Annotated in this window: 17 protein-coding genes and 1 pseudogene; 8 read left to right on the top strand and 10 right to left on the bottom strand. The window is 68.7% G+C overall.

Annotated features, from left to right (window positions below; translation table 11 throughout):
- Positions 1 to 348 precede the first annotated feature (348 nt).
- Entirely contained in the window at positions 349 to 750 is a 402-nt protein-coding gene (locus ACIHEJ_RS40005) for a TraR/DksA family transcriptional regulator (RefSeq protein ID WP_400142779.1), read from the bottom strand.
- A gap of 538 nt (positions 751 to 1,288) precedes the next feature.
- A complete protein-coding gene (locus ACIHEJ_RS40010) occupies positions 1,289 to 1,924 on the bottom strand; it encodes a phospholipase D-like domain-containing protein (RefSeq protein ID WP_400142780.1) in 636 nt (211 codons plus the stop codon).
- 302 nt (positions 1,925 to 2,226) lie between these two features.
- On the opposite strand from ACIHEJ_RS40010, the gene ACIHEJ_RS40015 reads away from it, so the two are divergent.
- The 4 genes from ACIHEJ_RS40015 to ACIHEJ_RS40030 all read left to right on the top strand — a co-directional run bounded on the left by ACIHEJ_RS40015 (position 2,227) and on the right by ACIHEJ_RS40030 (position 5,045).
- Complete coding sequence (locus ACIHEJ_RS40015) at positions 2,227 to 2,775, top strand: hypothetical protein (protein ID WP_400142781.1); 549 nt, start codon at positions 2,227 to 2,229, stop codon at positions 2,773 to 2,775.
- Between the two features lie 129 nt (positions 2,776 to 2,904).
- Positions 2,905 to 3,522 carry a VOC family protein gene (locus tag ACIHEJ_RS40020; protein WP_400142782.1) on the top strand — a complete coding sequence of 206 codons (618 nt, stop codon included), beginning with the start codon at positions 2,905 to 2,907 and terminating at the stop codon, positions 3,520 to 3,522.
- 624 nt (positions 3,523 to 4,146) lie between these two features.
- Positions 4,147 to 4,494 (top strand): STAS domain-containing protein, encoded by a 348-nt coding sequence (locus ACIHEJ_RS40025; protein ID WP_400142783.1) that lies wholly within the window; start codon positions 4,147 to 4,149, stop codon positions 4,492 to 4,494.
- A 101-nt stretch (positions 4,495 to 4,595) separates the two neighbouring features.
- Entirely contained in the window at positions 4,596 to 5,045 is a 450-nt protein-coding gene (locus ACIHEJ_RS40030; protein WP_400142784.1) for an ATP-binding protein, read from the top strand.
- Between the two features lie 1,316 nt (positions 5,046 to 6,361).
- Here the strand turns inward: ACIHEJ_RS40030 and ACIHEJ_RS40035 are convergent.
- The 5 genes and pseudogenes from ACIHEJ_RS40035 to ACIHEJ_RS40055 all read right to left on the bottom strand — a co-directional run.
- Positions 6,362 to 6,593 (bottom strand): annotated as a pseudogene (locus ACIHEJ_RS40035) (IS5/IS1182 family transposase); the annotation flags it as partial.
- Between the two features lie 128 nt (positions 6,594 to 6,721).
- Positions 6,722 to 7,108 carry an STAS domain-containing protein gene (locus ACIHEJ_RS40040; RefSeq protein ID WP_400142785.1) on the bottom strand — a complete coding sequence of 129 codons (387 nt, stop codon included), beginning with the start codon at positions 7,106 to 7,108 and terminating at the stop codon, positions 6,722 to 6,724.
- Entirely contained in the window at positions 7,105 to 8,193 is a 1,089-nt protein-coding gene (locus tag ACIHEJ_RS40045; protein WP_400142786.1) for a B12-binding domain-containing protein, read from the bottom strand. Before ACIHEJ_RS40045 ends, ACIHEJ_RS40040 begins: the two co-directional genes overlap by 4 nt.
- Positions 8,190 to 9,860 carry a PP2C family protein-serine/threonine phosphatase gene (locus ACIHEJ_RS40050; RefSeq protein ID WP_400142889.1) on the bottom strand — a complete coding sequence of 557 codons (1,671 nt, stop codon included), beginning with the start codon at positions 9,858 to 9,860 and terminating at the stop codon, positions 8,190 to 8,192. The genes ACIHEJ_RS40045 and ACIHEJ_RS40050 overlap by 4 nt, the downstream gene beginning before the upstream one ends.
- A gap of 327 nt (positions 9,861 to 10,187) precedes the next feature.
- Positions 10,188 to 10,961 carry a 3-oxoacyl-ACP reductase family protein gene (locus tag ACIHEJ_RS40055; protein WP_400142787.1) on the bottom strand — a complete coding sequence of 258 codons (774 nt, stop codon included), beginning with the start codon at positions 10,959 to 10,961 and terminating at the stop codon, positions 10,188 to 10,190.
- A 406-nt stretch (positions 10,962 to 11,367) separates the two neighbouring features.
- Between ACIHEJ_RS40055 and ACIHEJ_RS40060 the strand changes: the two genes are divergently transcribed.
- Entirely contained in the window at positions 11,368 to 12,018 is a 651-nt protein-coding gene (locus tag ACIHEJ_RS40060; RefSeq protein ID WP_400142788.1) for a formylglycine-generating enzyme family protein, read from the top strand.
- Between the two features lie 313 nt (positions 12,019 to 12,331).
- Here the strand turns inward: ACIHEJ_RS40060 and ACIHEJ_RS40065 are convergent, their stop codons facing one another.
- A complete protein-coding gene (locus ACIHEJ_RS40065; protein ID WP_400142789.1) occupies positions 12,332 to 12,727 on the bottom strand; it encodes a hypothetical protein in 396 nt (131 codons plus the stop codon).
- Between the two features lie 90 nt (positions 12,728 to 12,817).
- Here ACIHEJ_RS40065 and ACIHEJ_RS40070 point away from each other — a divergent pair, with 90 nt between their 5' ends.
- A complete protein-coding gene (locus tag ACIHEJ_RS40070; protein ID WP_400142790.1) occupies positions 12,818 to 13,312 on the top strand; it encodes a hypothetical protein in 495 nt (164 codons plus the stop codon).
- A gap of 371 nt (positions 13,313 to 13,683) precedes the next feature.
- On the opposite strand, the gene ACIHEJ_RS40075 is transcribed toward ACIHEJ_RS40070, so the two are convergent.
- Both ACIHEJ_RS40075 and ACIHEJ_RS40080 read right to left on the bottom strand, forming a co-directional pair.
- Positions 13,684 to 13,842, bottom strand: coding sequence for an SCO3870 family protein (locus ACIHEJ_RS40075; protein ID WP_400142890.1), 159 nt, complete (start codon positions 13,840 to 13,842; stop codon positions 13,684 to 13,686).
- Between the two features lie 928 nt (positions 13,843 to 14,770).
- A complete protein-coding gene (locus tag ACIHEJ_RS40080) occupies positions 14,771 to 15,022 on the bottom strand; it encodes a winged helix-turn-helix transcriptional regulator (protein WP_400142791.1) in 252 nt (83 codons plus the stop codon).
- Between the two features lie 237 nt (positions 15,023 to 15,259).
- Between ACIHEJ_RS40080 and ACIHEJ_RS40085 the strand changes: the two genes are divergently transcribed.
- Complete coding sequence (locus ACIHEJ_RS40085) at positions 15,260 to 15,886, top strand: hypothetical protein (protein ID WP_400142793.1); 627 nt, start codon at positions 15,260 to 15,262, stop codon at positions 15,884 to 15,886.
- A 469-nt stretch (positions 15,887 to 16,355) separates the two neighbouring features.
- Positions 16,356 to 16,763 (top strand): hypothetical protein, encoded by a 408-nt coding sequence (locus tag ACIHEJ_RS40090; RefSeq protein WP_400142891.1) that lies wholly within the window; start codon positions 16,356 to 16,358, stop codon positions 16,761 to 16,763.
- Positions 16,764 to 16,849: the final 86 nt, after the last annotated feature.

Below are 16,849 nucleotides of genomic sequence, written 5' to 3' on the forward strand. Positions count from 1 at the left end.
GCGGCCGCCCGGACCGGACGCAACGATGTGACCTACTACCCACTTTCGAAGAAATGCCCGAATTGTTCACATGGGCAGCGATCGGTGCATTTCAGGGAGGTCCGGGGCTACGGCCCTCTTTAGGATGTGATCCCGCTCGCATGGCCCACATCACGCCCCACAGCCCCCGAAGCCCGGCCCCACGCCCGGCTCCGGCCTGGCAGGACAGCCAGGCACCGTCGGGCCTTTTGCCTTCGTCAGCAGACGACGGCCCCCTGCTGGTGATCGGCCGGCACCCCGCCCCGGCCAGCCCTGGGCGGCACCCAAGCCAGTTCCTGCGCGGCGGGCCCGGCGCCGGGCCTGTGGCGGTCAAGCACGCCGTGGGCCGGACCCGGCGCAGCGGACACAGGTGGTCGCCGCCGGACGGATCTCCAGGCGTTCGGGCGGAATCGTCCCGCCACAGCCTTCACACCGCCCGTACTGTCCCCGTTCGAGTCGTTCCAGCGCCCGGTCCAGATCTTCCAGGTGCTCGCGCGCCTGTGCCATCAGGGCGGCGACGTGGGCCCGCTCGAAAGCGGTGGTGCCCCCCTCGGGGTCGTGCTCGTCGTCCACCGCGACCAAGGCGTTCGCTGCGACGATCCCGTCGAAGTCGCGGCTCAGCGCGGCCGCCCGCGCGAGTGTGTCGGCGCGGTCGGCCGCGAGGCGTGCGCGGGCGGACGAGAGGGCGGACGGGCCGGGCTCGTCATGGCCGTACTGGGATGCATCGCCCATGCTGCGACAACGCTGACGCGCAGTGCCCGATTCCCCCAGGCCATCCCCGCCCCAGTGCCGCGCAGGTGCGGTACCTGCGTCGGCAGGACGCTGGGGTGCGGGCCTCGTACCTGGCCGCAGCCGCACACGACGGCGCCGACCGGCGAATCCGCGGCGAACTCGGTGAGGGCGCCGCTCCCCAGGGCGTAGGGGGTGCCGTGGCGTGGATAAGGCGGTGCGGGTCAGGATGCGGTGGGCCGTGGAGGCGGGCGGGCAGGCCCGTGATCGAGCCGATGCGTGCCGGCAGCTCGCGTTCCTGCCACAACCCGCAGATACACGTCTCAGTGACGGGCGGGGTGCGGCGCGGAGTACCGCGGTTCGAGGGCACCGCGCCGGCCGATGAGGCGACGCGGGCCCTCTGCCTGCCGACCTCGACAGCGCGGTCGTGCCCGCCGCCGTCGCCGCGGCCTTCGGTGTCCTGGTCCGCCGGGCGATGAGCGGCTGAGCCGGGCGCCATCCGCCACCACCGGCCGGGCGGTGGCGGGCGAGGCGTGCGGTGTCAGATGCGGCAGATCCCTCGCTCGTAGTCGACGGTCGCCGACGGCCGGGAGTAGGTCCACTGCGGCTGGAGCAGGTCGCCGTCGAGCTGCCGAGCGGCGTCCGGGCTCTCCACGATGTATCCGAAGTCCTGGAGCCACGCCGGGTAGAGGTTCTTTGAGCCGATGTAGAACGCCGAGCCGTCGACGGCGATGAGCTTGTGGTGCTGGGCATAGGGGTGCCCGTCGGCCCACTTCTCGCTCACGGAGCTGCGAAACGGGGCGAGCTGAAGATTGCCGCACAGGGCCGCCCGGGCGCTCTGCTCGTTCCCGGTGACCCGAGCGAGCCACCTGCGCAGCGCGTCGCTGATCTCGGAGAGAGACTTGATCTGCGAGTAGCCGCCGCTGCCGACGATCCCGCGGTTGGCGGGGTCGCTGACGACGATGCGTACCTTGACACCGTCTGCGAGCTTCGCCGCCAGGGCGTCGTAGACGCGGGTGTCGTAGCGGGGCAGCGGCGGACAGGTGGCGTTGAGGTCCTGTTGCGAGATCTCGATGTGCTCGGTGGCGCTGGAGATCAGCGAACGCAGAGCGCTCTCTTCTGGGTTGACCGTGTCGTAGTCGCGGTCCCCGTTGGTGTTGTCGTGCAGGCCGGCCACGCACCGGGTGTCGGCGGTGCATTCACGGCGAAGCAGACGAACGAATGGGCTCACCCGTTCAGGTTGTCCCGGTAGGTATGCGGTTCAGACAGACGGGCGCCCCCTGCGGTCAGCTTCCGAAGGACCGCTCAGGACCGCCCGTCGCAGGTCCCTCACCACTCGCGTTCGCGCACGTTCCCCTCGTGCGAGCGCGTCCCATCCGCCGGATACTCGATGCGGGCTCGATGCCTCCCAACCTGCAGTCCGAGTGCTGAACACCATCGACCTTCCCTCCCGGCCCCGATCGATGAGGAGATTGCGTCATGCGCTCCCGAAGGAATCCGCTGACTCCCCTCGCGGCGGTGACGGCCGGCCTGCTGGCCGGGGCGGTGGGAACGGTGTGCCTGGATGCCGTCCATTACCTGAAGTACCGTCGCGCAGGGGGGAAGGACAACCCGCTCGCCTGGGAATTCGCCCCGGTCGAGAGCTGGGAGAAGGCCCCTGATCCGGGGCAGGTGGCGAAGCGGGTGATCGAGGGCTTCACCCAGCGCCGACTTCCTGATGGTGCCGCCTGGCTCACCAGCACCGTCGCGCACTGGGCCTACGGATCAACGGCCGGCGCGGCCTACGGCATCCTGGCCGGATCACTGCCCAGGCCCTCCCCCGTGTACGGCGTGCCTTTCGGTGCCGCGGTGTTCGCCAGTGACTACGTGACCTTGCCGATCGCAGGGCTCTACAAGCCGATCTGGCAGTACGACGCCAAGATCGTGGCCTGGGATCTCGGCGCGCACGTCGCATACGGCACCGGTACCGCAATCACCTTCTGGCTGCTCAGCCGACTCGGCATCGGCGCCGTCGGCCAGAGTTCGTAAGCCGCCCGCCGGCCGAGGCCGAAGCACGTGGACCGGGCCACCGTCTGCCGGATTCCCGGGCGCGGCCCGCATCCGGCCGTGCGAGTCTCGTCGTAGCGGCATTTTGCACGAGAGCAGGAAGTCTCGGTCATGGACATGAAACTCGAAGTCGTGGTGGTGCCGGTGTCCGACGTCGACCGGGCCAGGAGCTTCTACACGCGATTGGGCTGGAGACTGGACGCGGACATCGCCCCGGACGAGAACTTCCGGGTGGTGCAGGTGACGCCGCCGGGCTCGCCGACGTCGGTCATCTTCGGCACCTCTGTCACGTCCCAGAGGCCGGGCTCGGCTCAGGGCCTGCACCTGATCGTGGACGACATCAGCGCCGCATACGATGAGCTGAAACGGCTCGGCGCCGAGCCGAGCGAGGTGTTCCACGACGCTGGCGGCGTCTTCCACCACGCCGGGACGGAGGCCCGGCTGCCGGGGCCGGATCCGCAGCGCACCAGCTACGGCTCGTTCCTGTCCTTCAGCGACCCGGACGGCAACGGCTGGCTTCTCCAGGAGGTGACCACCCGGCTCCCGGGACGCCTCGATCCCGCGACCACGACGTTCGCCTCGGCCGAGGAGTTGGCGAGCGCGCTGCGCCGCGCCGCGGCCGCGCACGGGGAGCATGAGGCAGACATCGGTGCGGAGGACCGGAACTGGCCGGACTGGTACGCCCAGTACATGGTGCGTGAGCAGACCGGGACCGAACTGCCGTCGTGACCGCATCGCCCTACGGCAGGTGAATCACCGAGGTGTTCCTGCAGCACCGGAGGCCAAGGCCTGCGAACGAACGCTCTCCGGCATGCCGGGCGTTGGGCGACTTGAGAGCCGTTGATCTACGAAGAGGATCGCTACCGGGAGGGGACTCGGCCTGGGGCTGAAGTGCGTCCTCACCTGCTTCGGGCCCTAGTCTCTTCATAGCTCCCGCGCTGATCGATCGGTGCCGCGGGGACGGCTTGGAGATGTGGGCAGTTCTCACCTCTCGCGGCGAGGCGGCTCTGGATTCGGTACAGCCGCTGGCCGTGCCTGCGCGGTTGCCGTGCGCTGCGGAGGCCACCTCTCATCGCCGGAGAGCTCGGTCCTCCCGCTCGCTGACGGCCGGCTCTACCGAGAAACCCGCCAGCAGGCACCGTTGGGGGGATCAGTTCGTCGCTGTGGAAGACCCGAGTTTTCCTCGTCGAGGGGGCGGTGACGACCTGGCGGGCGCAGCCGCGGCCGAGCTGGCTGCCCTGTCCGGCGACCACGAAGCAGCCGACACTGCTGACCGTCCGTTCGGCGTATTGGTGACCCGTGGTCCATGGGGTTCGCTGGTTTCCTGTCACGCGCAGGTGTGAAAATGAGGCCATGCATGCGTCCTTCGGAAGGAAACTGCACGTCACCCGGCACAAGCAGGTATTGCTGATCACAGTCAGCGGCGAGGTGGACCACGAAGACGCCGAGGAGTTCGCGGCTGTCTGGGACGCGGCCGACGAGGCCGGGCTACCCACCACCGCAGTGGACCTGTCGCGGGTCGTCTTCGGCGACAGCATGCTCCTCAACGCCCTCCTCATGGCCCGGCACCGTCATGCGGCCGCCGGCCGGGACCTCATTCTTCTCGGCCCGCTGCAGCCTGCCGTCACGCGCCTTCTCACCATCAGCGGCACGCTCGACCAGTTCACGATCGCCAGCACAGGTCCCGCGTCGATCAGCTAGGGGCGTCCGACGCCCAATGAGCACGCCGTCAGCGGGCAGGTGCATACGCGACAACAACAGTCTGTGTGAGACGACAAGGAACGACCCATAGGAAGAGGTTCATGGTCACCCCGCTGAAGGATCGGGCATCGGATGAACAGGAGCCTGCGGCGTCGCTGCGGTACAGCGCTGCCTGGGAGGACACGGCAGATGTGTCGATAGCCAAGGCCCGGGCGGCCGTACGCACGCTATTGGTCCAGGCCGGTCACGCATCCCACCACCGGTCAAGCCAAGACGCTCAGCTCGTCGTCAGCGAGCTGGTCACCAATGCAGTGCGACACGCACCCGGCCCGGGCGCACTGGTGCTGGAACTGACTCCTGACACCACCCTGCTGCGCATCATTGTGAGTGACAGCTCGCCTGACCTTCCTGTACCACGGGCACACGACGCCCACCGCGTCGGTGGACACGGCCTGCACCTGGTCAGCCGACTCTGCGACCAGCTGCACACCACTGCCCTGGACTCCGGCAAACAGATCGCCGCGCACCTCCACCTCAAGCCCGCCCGCTGAGGGCGTCTCCTCCCGACAGCGCATCCCCGGCATTCCTCTGAGGCGCCGGGCCCACCGGCGGGCAGCTGTGCAACCGCTCTCAGGACAGCCTTTCAGTGGCCGCTGAGCATGCCTTCCCGCAGTTGGGCCAGGCAGCGCGACGACAACCGGGAGACAACACATCTGTGCCGATGAACTCCTGCAGCACGGCTTCGCCCTCTCCGCTTCGGTTGAGCGTGGTGTCCGCCGCGCCGGGCACCCTGCGCGCCGAGGAACGTACCGGCATCGTGCCGATCGCGTTCCTCGGCTGCCGCCTGCGCCACCACCCCGACGCCGAGATGCCGCCGGCTGCACGGCTGAGCGAAGTCGCGCACAGCGGGCTGGTGGCACAGGCCGCCACGTCGGGGTCGGGCCTTGTCCGACCGTGCACAGAGGACAGAAGGCCTGGCATGACGAGGTGGAACCAATCGAGTCGACCGCGAGGTCAGTAATTCGCGCGCGGCCAACCGGTCGACGTGCCCGTCCTCTGGTTGGGTACCTTGCGAGCCCTCATGAGGTGCCGGCCGTCCGAACGGCCTGGCAGTACCGCACCTGTCGGCCGACGGCGGCGCGCACCACCATGTTCGCCCCAGTACAGGACGCTGCCGGCGGCCAGGGCACAACCGATCCCCGCGCCCACCAGAGCCCCGAAGACACCTCCCGAGGCGAAGCCGAGCATGGCGCCGGTCACCAACCCCGCCAGCGAGGCACGGATGAAGTACCTGCGAATCCTCTCGTCCACAAAATCACCGCCTTTCACAGTGCCCTCTGCCCCCGCCCCACAGCACATAACCGATGATTCGTCACACCAGGTGAAAGAGCGGTTGCGCCGACGGCGGCCGGGAAGGGGTGATCCCGCATCATTTCGGGGCTCTGTCGCTGACTTGGGAGTGGTGGGGAGTGCTTCGGTCGGTTGTGGCCGCGCTTGCGTGACGACGCTGCGTGGAGCCAGATCTGTACGGCACCTGCCGTCCTCCATCCGAGCGTGAGCATCGCCTCGGCGACCTCGCCGACCGCAACTGTCGGGGATCGTATTGGCGACCTCCTGGAGGACGAGCAACCGTCTCCCCGTGTTCTCGCGTGCGATCACCTCGCCGTTGCCGACGAGGAAGAGCCGGTTGCGGCGACCGTGCATGACGAGCGCACCCCGGATGCGCGCAGCAATCGCCCGCGCGGCGACGGGGTCGTCGCCTGTCATCTCCGCGCCGGCAGCGGCGAACTTTGCAACCGCCTTCGGTCCGGGCACCCAACGCTGGGTCGTGGAGAGGGCATTCACCGGATCCCGGACCATACGGCGGTACTTGTCGTGGTCGTAGCCGCGGTCGCCCCTGCAACGATGTCACCAGCTCATCCCGCTGCTCGCAGCGGTGCCGCCGGTCGCCGCCGGTCAGGGTGGCGGCGAGCGGGATGCCGGTGGCATCGGTGATCAGATGGTGTGTGCTGCCCATTTCGCCCCGGTCAACTGGGACTTCGGCCCGTGCTGTGACCCCGCTTCAACGCCCGGATGTGGGAGCCGTCGACGGCCGACCGTTGGAAGGGGACCGTCACCTGCCGAGAGGATCCCTCTGCTCAGGCCGCGGATGCGCTCGGCTGGCCGCCGCGCCTTTCCGTGCGCGCAATGAGTTCGGGGGCGGGTTTCTGCGGTCAGTCAGGAGGTGTCAGCCCCGAGCGAAATCGTCATCCTCTTTTCTTCCCTTCGTGTCCGTACCGAGTGCGGGGCCGGTGAGGTACTCCAGGACGTTGGTCATGCGAAGCATCCGTTCCAGCACTTCCGGTCGGTGGTCCAGGTGCAGCCTGGCGCCGACCGCGCTGGTGCGGCGGTGGATCATCAGCAGGGCGGACAGGCCTGTGGAGTCGAGCCAAGTCAGCTCGCTGAAGTCGAGTCGTACATGGTGAAGAGGTGCCGCGTCGGCCAAGTGCTCGACGACGGCGTCGGTCAGGTCGCCGCTCGTGTCGTAGTCGAGTTCGCCGGCCACACGCACGATCAGGGTGCCTGGTTCGCGGCGGACGCTGAAGGTGAAGTCGGTGGGGTGCAGGTTGGTCATGCGCATATGTCGGGGTCGGAGGCAGGACGGACTGTGCTCTGGTCCAGGGCGGCGGCACCCTCCTGGAGCAGGTTCAGGGAGCGGGGAAAGTCGCGCAACTGACCGGCGAGGATGTCGAGCCCGACCAGTAGCGAGTGGGCGGGGACGTTGCGGGCTTGGAGGATGTCGGCGGTCCAGGTGAGGAACGTTGTGAAGAGGTCGGGGTCGTCGACGTAGAGGGCGGTGGCGAGAAAGTCGACGATGTGGGCGAGGTCCTCAGCGGTGCGTTCGCGCTGATCGACGCTGTAGCCGCGCACGGCGGGGAAACGATCCTCCAGATCGACCAGAGTCTGCTTGACGAGCTGGGAACGTGACTGGACGACCAAGGTGTATTCCTGGTCGTCCAGGTGCGGGAGGTCGTCCACCGCGTGCCGGCCCGCTGAGGCGTCCGGTCGCGCGATGCCTTCGGCCAGTACGGCGGCCGCGCCCCGCGCGTCGGCCGCCCACCGGTCGGCGCCCAGGGCGCGGGCGTAGCGGCCTTCGGGACCGAAGGCGCGGCCGCCGGCCAGGACGGGGACGCTTATGGCCCGGCAGGCGGTAATGGCTGCGTGCGCGGTGGGCAGGTGGGTGGGGATCGATCCGGACAGCAGGATGGCGTCCGGGTCGGTCCGGTGCAGGTGGGCGATCAGGTGCGGGGTGGGGACCTGGGCGCCGAGGTAGTCGACCTGCCAGCCGCGTAGCCGCAGTACCTCGGCGACGAGCCGGGCGGGCAGAGCGTGCCATTCGCCGTCGATGCAGCTGACCGTCACTCGCCCCTGGTCCGTCCTGCGGCGCTCGCCTGCCTGCCCGCTGTGGGCGAGGGAGGCGATGATGCGTTCGTTGATGGCGGTGGCGGCGTGTTCCTGGGCCACGGTGATGCGGTCGGCCGCCCATTCGATACCGACTCTCTCCTGGACGGGCGCGATCACATCGAGCAGCAGCGCTTCCTCGTGCACGCCCTCGGCCAGTGCCTTGTGAAGGATGCCGGCGGCCGCGTACTCGTCGCCGTCGGCCACTGCCTGCCACAGCCGATCAGGGAGAGCGTCTGCGGCGGTGGGGTGTGTCACGTCTTCCTCCTGCGGGGCTGGTCGGCCCGGTGTCCGTTGAGAATCGTCGGCGGGCCCGTCTTCGGAGCGCTGATGGCGACGGTGGCCATGTCGTCATGCCGGCCCGCGCCCAGCCATTGGGCGGCCAGCATGTGGATCCGCTCCACGACGGCCTCTGCGGGCAGGCCCACACACTCGCCGAGAGCCCGCTTGAGGCGAGCTTCGCCGAAGAAGGCATCGCCCAGCGGGCCGCCGCGGGCCTCGGTGATGCCGTCGGTGTAAAGCAGGCATGTGTCCCCCGGTGCGAGGACCGTCTCGACCGTGTGGGTCGTGACGGCCGGCAGCGCACCGACCAGCGTGCCGTGCGTGGCCATCTCTTCCACCGCGCCGTCGGCCCGGACGATCAACGGCGGCATGTGCCCTGCGCTGGTCAGCCGCAAGTGGGTCCGGCCGCCCCGGCGGCGCACGGAAGCCAGGACGAGGGTGGCGAAGCGGGCGTGGTGAGAGTTGAGCAGCGCGCCGTTGAGCAGGTTCAGGATCCGCTCGTGGTCCTCGGCCAAGGGCAGCAGGGCGTGAAGTGTGTTGCGGATCTTGCCCGTGAGGACTGCTGCGTCCAGGCCCTTGCCCGCGACGTCTCCGAGGACGACGAGGGTTTCCTCCTCGGGGCGGGTACCGGGGTGGACGTCATAGAAGTCTCCGCCGATACGCTCGTGGTCCATGGAGGCGCGGTAGCTGCCGGCGTAGTCCACGCCGTGGACGTTGTGCAGTACAGGCGGCAGCAGTTCACGCATCAGCGTCGCCGTGATGGAGGCCTGTTCGGTGTAGAGACGGGCAGCGGACAGGGCGGCGCCTGCGCGGGCGGCGAACAGACGGGCGAAGACCTCCTCGCCCTCGGTGAAGGCCTGCTCGGTACTGGAGCGCAGCAGGATCAGGGCTCCGGCGGGCACCCCGTGGCCGGGGAGGGGAGTGACGATCACCGAGCCGACGGTCCCGGCGAAGCCGTCCGGGATCACCCAGTCGGGCAGGGCGGCCGGGTCTATCCAGCGGGCCGGGACAGGGGGAAAGCCCTGCAATGCCTCGGCCAGGCCCGGTACGTCTGCGACGTCGACCGTCCGCGTCGTCTGCGTGACGGGGCTGCCCCGGCGAGCGTAGGTGAGGGGAATGCGATGGCCCTGGGACGGGGCGATCAGGACTGCGGCTTCGGCGAGATGCTCCGCAGCCATGGAAGCAGCCACTTCCATACAGCGCGAGACATTCAGCGTGGACAGCAACGCGCTGGAGGCCTTCGAGAGGACTTCCGAACGCGTCTGGACGGTGCTCAGCGCCTTCTCAGCCAGACGCCGGTCGGTCTCGTCGACCAGCCACCACACCACGTCCCCGTTGTCTGCGGGTGTGGGGTGCGCCTCGAAGTGACGGTCGTTGATGGCACCGCTCAGCGGGCCGACGGGACAGGCCTGCGAGCGGTGGCCAAGGCGTTGGTGCGCTTCTGCGAGCCAGGACGGTACCGCCTCGTGCAGCCGGTCACCGCTGGCCGCCGCGGGCAGAAGTGCTTGAGCGGCGTCATTGAACCGCTTCAAGCCGCCGTGCCGGTCGACAACCAGCACGGGATAGGGCGCCTCAGTCCACACCGTGGCGAACCCAGGGCCGACTTCGGGGGGACGGGCGGAAGAACCGCGGGAAACAGACACAGACAGAGGCACGCACGGTGCGCACCTCACCACCTTCCTGCGACGAAAAAATAGATGCCTTTCGGCAACAATCCCGCACCTGCCCCGGCGTTGCAAGCCACCCGGAAAGGCCTCACCCAAACCACACAGCCCCGACCGGACGCTGGGAATCCTCCGGGAAGGCGGCAGCCGCCTTCCAGCGCGGACTGACCGCCCTCACAGAGGTGCGCCAACTGAACCAGCAGCAACGCGACGCACTACGAGAACCCGGCACCGAACGGGCACAGGAGGGCCGCCGACCGGGCCGCTGCACAAGTCGGACGCGGACGCTGAGCGCACAGGGAGGTGTCAGGCGGTGTAGCCGCCGTCCACGGCGAGGGAGGTACCGGTGACGAAGCGGCCACCGGGGCCTGCCAGGTAGGCCACCGCGGCGGCGATGTCCTCCGCCTGGCCGAAGTGGCCGAGAGCGGTGAGACCGCGCTGGAAGTCCGCGCTGTCGCCGTCGGCCGGGTTCATGTCGGTGTCGACAGGGCCGGGATCCACGACGGTGACGGTGATGCCGCGGGGGCCGAGCTCGCGGGCGAGACCCTTGGTCAGGCCGATCAGCGCGGACTTGGCCGTCGCCTGGAGCACGAAATTCGAAGCTGGAACGCGGCCGTTGAAGCACGACCCGATGCTGATGACGCGCCCCCCGCCGGGCATGTGCCGGGCCGCGGTCTGAACCGCCAGGAACACCGAACGGACGTCTACGGCCAGAACACGGTCCAATTCCTCGACAGACACCTCGGCCAGCGGCCCGTAGGTGAGAAACCCGGCGTTGTTGACCAGGATGTCGAGGCGGCCCAGTTCCTGCACCGTCCGCTCCACGGCGTCGGCCGCTGTGGTCGGCTGAGTGAGGTCCGCCTGGATGGCCATGGCCCGGCCCCCGTCCGCTTCGATCCGCTCGACCACCGCGCGCGCCTGGCCCGCCGACCGCGCATAGGTCAGCGCGACTGCCGCACCGGCCTCGGCCAGCCGCCTCGCCGTCGCGGCGCCGATGCCGCGGCTGCCTCCGGTCACCAGTGCCACCTTGCCGAACAGTTCCTTCGTCACCGTTGCCTCCCTGGCGGATGAGCTCGTCATGCCGGGAGGGTAGAACCTGACACCAGTGTCAGATTCAAGTCGGCGTCGGTGCCGGGAAAGGCATGCCGGCCGGCGCCCTGGCCAGGTGCCCTGGCATCAGCGAGCGCCTCCCACACCATCACCAGGCGCGGACCCTGCCGCGGGCGAAGCGCACTCCGGGCGGGCGCGCCCACACCGGGCGGCCGGACCGCGGCCGCACCGACCACGGCACCTGCGCCGAAGCCTGAGGTCGAGACCGGTGACCTCGCATGGTGAGGTGTCGCCTAACTCGACAGGCGGCGCGCCGGCTTCATCACAGTGAGTGTTGAGCGGCCGGACCCTGGTGCCCGCATGGTGATGGACCGTGCGGGCCGCCAGTGAGGGGCACTAGGATTACCTGTCCATGAACACGGGCGTAGGAAGCGAGATGATCGCCGTCCTGCCGGGGCAGGTGACGCTGTCGGACCGGCGGACAGAACGCAGTTGGTCGGTCGATCTCGCGCCTTACCGACTGGCGGCGTATCAGGTGACTCAGGCGCTGTACGCACAGATCACCGGGAAGCGGCCGGGAACCTCTCGGGGGGACCAGTCACCCGTGGAGGGTGTTTCCTGGTGGGACGCGGTCCGGTTCTGCAACGCTCTGTCGCAGCGTGACGGGTTCACACCTGCCTATCGCTTGGCTGCCGAGGATGAAGGCATCGAGTGGGATCCGTCCGCCGATGGTTACCGGCTGCCGACCGAGGCCGAGTGGGAACACGCCTGCCGTGCCGGGACGACCGGACCGCGTTACGGGCCGCTCGACGAGATCGCCTGGTATCGCGGCAACTCGCAGGAACGAGTGCATGACGTGGGCGGCAAGCGGCCGAACCCCTGGGGCCTGTACGACATGCTCGGCAACGTCTGGGAGTGGTGCTGGGACGTGTACGACGCCGAGGTCTATGGCACCTATCGTGTGCTGCGCGGCGGTGGCTGGTTCGACGAACACTGGAGCTGCCGGGCCTCCGTGCGCCGCCGTAGCCACCCGACCTTCCAGGTCGACGATGTGGGCTTTCGCATCGCACGGCCTGTCAGCGCCTGATCCTCATCGTGCGTGATCCCAGGAGCGCATCTGCTCCTGATTCCGCCGGCTTCCGGGACGGGGCGGGCGGCGGTCCTGTCGTGGTAGCCGCAGTCCCTTGCGATGACGGAGGGCCGGCGCCAGGAGGACGAGTTGGCGGATCACGGAGGCCCTGCCACGCCGAGGAGGGACGCCGATCCTGCGCGGATGCGCTTGGAGTATGACCGGGTTCACCCGCTGCCCGGGCCGGCGTCCGGGGAAGCGCCGGCGCATTCGGCCGGTGCTCATTCGCCAGCGCAGAAAAGTCTGGGTCTTCCAACCACTGACCCCGTGGTCATCGTGACAGTGGACGCTCCTGTGCGCGCTCGTCGGTGGCCTCGGCGTGCCCGCGAGTCATCTCGCGGAGAGTGAGCGAGCCGGTGGTTCGCTGGGCTGCGGCTTCGGCTGCTTCCGTCCACTTCCTCAGGACTTCGAGGGGACGCTGGTGTCCGCAGTTCACTTCGGTGCCGGACTGGTCACGGACGACAGCTTCATAGCCGACGTTCACCCAGACGCTGACCCCCTGGTCGTGGAAGACGACATCGAAGGGTGCTTCGTCCAAGTCCCCGCTCTCGGCTTTTGTGGCGATGGTGAACCTCTCCTCTGGGTTCATCCAGTAGTCCTCACCCAACGGCTCGACCCAGACTGCAAGTATCTTCTCAGTTTCGTTGTTCAACCTGATCCTCGGCATGGCCTCAGCGTAGAACCATTCCCGAAGCCGTCAGCCGCCCGATCCACTTCGACGGGGCGCGGCGCCGAAACGCCGCCGGGGTCCGGTGCGGTGTCGTATGCGGCCTGCTGCAGCCGTCGATCGATCGACGAGCTGCTCGCTCAGCCCTTCCCGGAGGCCAACTTCGATGACGGCGCCGGGTGCGGTGGCCCTGAGCATCGTGTGCGCATCCTGCGGGCCCGTCAGGAGTTCTGGGATGACGATGACGGCGAGGCGGCGCGCGAGGCTGAAGCAGAGCTGCGGGCCTACCTGGACGCCCTGATCGCAGCTCTTTCGGCACGCTGGGGCGAGCCGCTCGTCGTTGACCTGCTGCCGTATCTACGAGCCGGCCTCGAGAGGAAGGCCATGCGGGAGCCGATCAACTGCCTGAGTCAGCTGGCTGGAAGCACGCAGGCGTGGCAGCACCGGGGGCTCGGCCGCTGGATTGGGCTCGCCATAGGACAGGGGGATAAGGAATTGCCGCTCGAACTGCTCGCGGCGGTCGGCCATACCCTTGGGCTTGAGCCGAGCATGTCCGACCGTGTGGCGGATGCCGTGACTTCGTAGATACTCGCGGCACGGGCCGTTGCTGTAGGCCTTGCCCGCGGTGAGACTGTCGGGCTTCTCGCGCGGCGTGCCCTGGTTGAACCGCGGGACCGAGGCCTTCTCCGACTACCGTCTCGGACTGGATGCAGTCCGCCCTCTGTCCGCTGGTGATGACCAGGACCGACGGACTGCAGCAGCCGTCCGCGCTCAGGTGAAGTCTGCTGGGAAGGCGCCGCGCGAGCGGCCAGGCCCACACCTCCTGCACATCACCCATGCCAGGCGGGCGAGCAGGCTCTGCTACGGCGTCTCGGCCTGATGTTCGGCGAGGCCCCCCCTTTGACGTCACAGCCGACGGCGGACTGGTGCGGGCACCGGCCGCGCCTTCAAAGAGTTCAGTCCGAGTACAGCCCGCGAGCGCGGACCCACGTCACCACCACTAAAGCCGCGGTGACGTACATCACAACGCTAGCGCAAGCCACAGATTCGACGTACTGCTCGTAGCCGGCTGCCCGAAGTTGAAGTGTCAGCGAGCCAAGTGCTGTTGCCAGCATTGCGATCGCGGCGGACAGGGAACCGAACGGAATCTTCGCCACTGGTACATCTTCCCAACTGCGAGACGACTGGTCGGTACCGAGTCTACGTGTACACCATCAACTCCCCTCAGTCTCCCAACAGTCCACAGGCGACGACGGTGCCTCTCCCGCTTTCAAGGGCCGCCGAGATCGATCAAGGAGACAGAGAGCAGTAGAGCTGCCCTCCGCCGCTCCTCGAGAGGTCTCCTGCTCGCCACCTTACGAGCAACCGGGCTGCAGGCGGCATGCCTCGCCTTCCGCTCAGCGAGAAGACACCCGGCATCAGGCCGCCCAGCCGCCATCACGCCGGGCTGCGCTGCCTTGGACAGAGGCCGCGATGCGACTGGAACGGCTGCTGCTGACCGATTCCCAAGCTGCGCACTGGCTTGCCGGGCTGCAGCGTGAGCTCGGGCTCGAGGTCGTTGATGATGCGGTCGGCGGGCCGACTTCTCCACCCCGAACAACGCGGGGCGAGCTGGCGCATCGAAAAAATGGTCCGCCGGTACGCCGCGCCCAGTAGCGCCCGGCCTTTCCAGGGACAGGCTCCCCGATCGCCCGCTGCGGACCGAGTCCGCGCCAGCGCGCCACAGGAGGGACACCGGCTTGGCGAACTTGCGCGAGTTCAGCTCGGTGAACGGTGCCATACAGCACGACTCGACGCCGTGATCACACCAGCCACGCGGTGATCACCCCCTCCGACTGATCCGTCCAGCCGGGCGAAGGCGAGAATGCCGGGGACTGCTTCGCGCAGGCTCGCGAAGTGACGGTGGACGCCGACCACCGCAAGCGTGGCGTTGGCCCCCCACACACACACCGTCACGCCGGCCGGCGGCCAGGCCTCGACGCCCGACGGGGCGTCTCCAATGTCCGGGCAGTCCTCCGCCTGGGCCAGCGAGCTGCTCGGCGGCTAGTTGTTGCGGGCCAGCACGTTGTTGACAGGCGAACCGGCTTCCGGACGGTCTCCGCGCTCGCGGGCGTCGACGAGTTCGTCCCAGTGCTCGGCGGTCCAGGTGTAGACGTCCAGGAGAACGGCGAGGAGGCTCTGTCCGAGTAGGGTGAGGCGGTAGCCAGGAGAGTCAGCGTCGGTGTCTCGGGAAGTGAATCCGTCGCGGTCGAGTGACCGCAGTGCTCGGGTGAGCTCTTTTGAGCTCTCGCGCATGTCAACTACCCACTGAGGTTTGCCCTTTCGGCACAGCCGCCGAGAACCTGCGGCATTACCCAGGCACTGTCTCGCCGGGACTGTTGAACCGAAATGGCGCAGCAAGGGGAACAACCTGCCGCGCTCTCCGTACTATCTCTACTCCGGGCACCTGATAGCAGCTGCAACCCGCTGTAACACAGCACTCCCCCAGCAGTGCCTTCCCGTGCTCTCGCAAACCGAGGAAGAGTGGACTCCATGCCCAAAAGCACCTCCCCCGCCCCCACCTCCGAGCTCGCTTCGCAGTACATCGCCCAAGTAAGCGGTGACCTCGAACGCAACACCAAGGAGCAGGACCGCCTCCGCGAGGAGATCAGCGCGCTGGAAACACAGTTGGCCGCCCTGCAGCGCGACCACACGGTACTGGTGAACGTGCGGCAGGCACTCGACGGACAGGCCGCGCCGGCTGACTCCGCTGCCGGCGCCGACAGCACCGTACCGTCGCCCCGCAAGCCTGCCGCCAAATCAGCGGCGGGCAAGCAGACACGCGACCGCAAGTCCCCCACCGGACCGAGGCGCACCACGGCCGGGAAGGCAGCCGCCAAACACCCCGAGAGCACGGACACAACCGCGAAGACGACCAAGTCCACCCTGGTCGAACTGGTACGCAGCCACCTCGCCGAGCAAAGCGAACCCCGCTCCGCCGCGGAAATCACCGCCGCGCTCGGCCAGAGCCACCCCGACCGCGGGACCAAGGCCACCGTCGTGCGGACCACACTCGAAGGACTCGTGGCCAAGAACCTCGCCCAGCGCACCAAGCAGGGCTCCTCGGTCTTCTACACCTCCACCAGCGCACCTGAGCAGGGCGGCGCCCAGGCCGAATGACGTGCTCCCCGGCCCGGCCAGTCGGCCAATCCAAGGGGCTTCCTGTTTCCCAGCGCCGCTCCCAGGAGAGGAGCTGGCCGGCTAGGCAGCCATGAGGGCCTGGAAGTCAGGCGTACGTGTGCAGGGACTTCGCGTACCCGGGCGGGGGTAACGCAGGGACGGGTTCGGGGCGACGGTCTCCGTCGACGCGGGCCGGGTGGTGCAGTGCTCGAGGAGGGTAGGGCAACACCGAGATGGCGGCCTCGTTTCCGGAGGTCCTGGTGGGAACCGTGCAGTTTCCGGACGCGACCGCGCTGGACGGTGAATCGGTCGTCTGGGATGCCGCGGGGCGGCTGTCCCTCGAGCGGTTGCAGAACCAGCCGGCCCGGCGCGGCGCGGGGGCGGTCCGAGCGGCGCTGGAGTGGCCGACGCACTTCGTGGCGCTCAGCGAAGCTGCGAGTCGCCGGCCTACTGTGTGGTCGTGTCAGAGATGATGAGGGGCTTGGAGGCGGCCCTGGCTGAGGCTTTGTCTCCTTCGTGGACGCAACGTGTTCGTGCCGGGCGTGACCTTGCTTCCTTCGCTGATACTCCTGAGGCCGCGGCAACGCTGGTGGGGCTGCTGCTGGATGTCGAGGACACGGCGGTGACCCGGCGGACGGCAGAGGCCCTGGCACGGGTGGGCACGGTGAACGCAATTAGGCTCATCGCTCTCGCGGTTGCCGCGGCTGACGACGACCAGGCCGACTGGCTGCAGAGCGGGGTGCATGACGCGCTGGAAGGAGCGGGCGGTGCGCCGGACGTTGCGGCGGCCTGCGGGAAGCTCGCCCGGGACCCGGAAGAAGCCGTCCGCCGGGGCGTCGCTGACATCTCGGCATGGGCAGACGGCACCAGGTGTTGATCTGCATCGGTCCGTCTGTGGGCGGGTTCGTGCAGCCGTCGCCTCGCCCCGGTGTCCAGGACGAAGTATCAGCGACAACCCTGGGG

This window comes from Streptomyces sp. NPDC052301, assembly GCF_044593395.1.
In the GTDB taxonomy this organism is placed as follows: Bacteria; Actinomycetota; Actinomycetes; order Streptomycetales; family Streptomycetaceae; genus Streptomyces.